The organism is Rhodococcus sp. EPR-157 (assembly GCF_001647195.1).
Lineage (GTDB): Bacteria > Actinomycetota > Actinomycetes > Mycobacteriales > Mycobacteriaceae > Rhodococcoides.
Genome location: NZ_LVCV01000409.1, coordinates 1 through 1,240, shown reverse-complemented (window position 1 = coordinate 1,240; position 1,240 = coordinate 1). Strand labels below are relative to the sequence as shown.

Sequence of the window (1,240 nt, the reverse complement as noted above, 5' to 3'; positions counted from 1 at the left end):
CCGAGATCACCGTCGGGCAGCTCGGTCTGGTGACCATGTTCTGTACGGCGGCCGCATGTCTCCATGCGCTGTGGGCATATCGAACCGGCACCGACGCGTCGCCGATTCCGGTCGTCGTGCTCGCCGTCGTTGCCCTCGTGGCGCGCCCGATCACCGGACACATGTCCCAACAACTGTTCGGAGCACTGTTCGTCTCCATCCACGCCGTCGCGGCCGCGGTATGGCTCGGCGTGCTCTCCGCAATGGCGCTGACCGTACGCGCCAAGGGCGCCTGGGCTGCGATGCTGCCGGTGTACTCCCGGCTTGCTTGGTGGTCGGTGTGGGTACTCGCGGCAAGCGGAACCGTCAACGCAGCCGTGAAGGTGGGCGGACTCTCCGGGCTGCTCGACACCGGCTACGGGCGGATCGTGCTCGCGAAAACCGTGGTGCTCGTGATCCTGGTGCTGGTCGCCCGACGCCTGCGCACGACCTGGCTTGTCTCGGTGGCAGCGCATCGAACGAAGGCAGACGAGTCGATCGTCCGCGCGGCCGTGCATGTGTGCATACTCACGTCGGCGTTCGGACTCGCTGCAGCGCTGGCCACTACCGCCTGACGGTCGACGTTCACTCCGTCGCTACGTTGCGTTGTCCGAAGGGTTCGAAGGAAGTCGCCTACGGCGGCGACGATCACGCTTCCGACGTTCTTCAGGAGACACCCGTGAACAGCTTTCGCCGCCCAATCGTGGGCACAGTCGTATCGATCGCCGTAATCGTCGGTCTGTCAGCATGTTCCGAACCGGCGGAGCCGGCGACGTCCGGTACCGGCGACGACGCCGCCGGCACGTTGACCGTCTACACCTCCGAACCGCAGGCCAAGATCGATGCTCTCAACGCCGAGTTCACGGCCGCAAACCCCGGCATCGACGTTCAGGTCTACCGCGCGGGAACGGGAGATCTGAACGCGCGCATCGCATCCGAGCGGGAAACCGGCAAGATCGGCGCCGACGTCTTGCTCGCCGCGGATGCGCCGACGTTCGAGGGGTACAAGGAAGAGAACCTCCTGCTTCAGTACACGCCCGCGGATGTCTCGGCGTTGAATCCGAACGTCGTGGACCCCGAGGGCTACTACGTCGGCACCCGCATCATCCCGACGGTCATCGCCTACAACACCCAGGCCGTCACGCAGCCGCCCACGTCTTGGCAGGATCTCGCGGACCCGAAGTACAAGGGCCAGATCACCCTTCCGAATCCCGATGTTTCC

2 protein-coding genes are annotated in these 1,240 nt (G+C 65.4%); both read left to right on the top strand.

Going from position 1 to position 1,240, the window contains the following annotated elements; translation table 11 throughout:
• The coding region (locus A2J03_RS18920; protein ID WP_197480856.1) for a CopD family protein at nt 1-593 on the top strand (593 nt) is incomplete at its 5' end.
• 104 nt (nt 594-697) lie between these two features.
• The coding region (locus tag A2J03_RS18915; protein WP_231912609.1) for an extracellular solute-binding protein at nt 698-1,240 on the top strand (543 nt) is incomplete at its 3' end.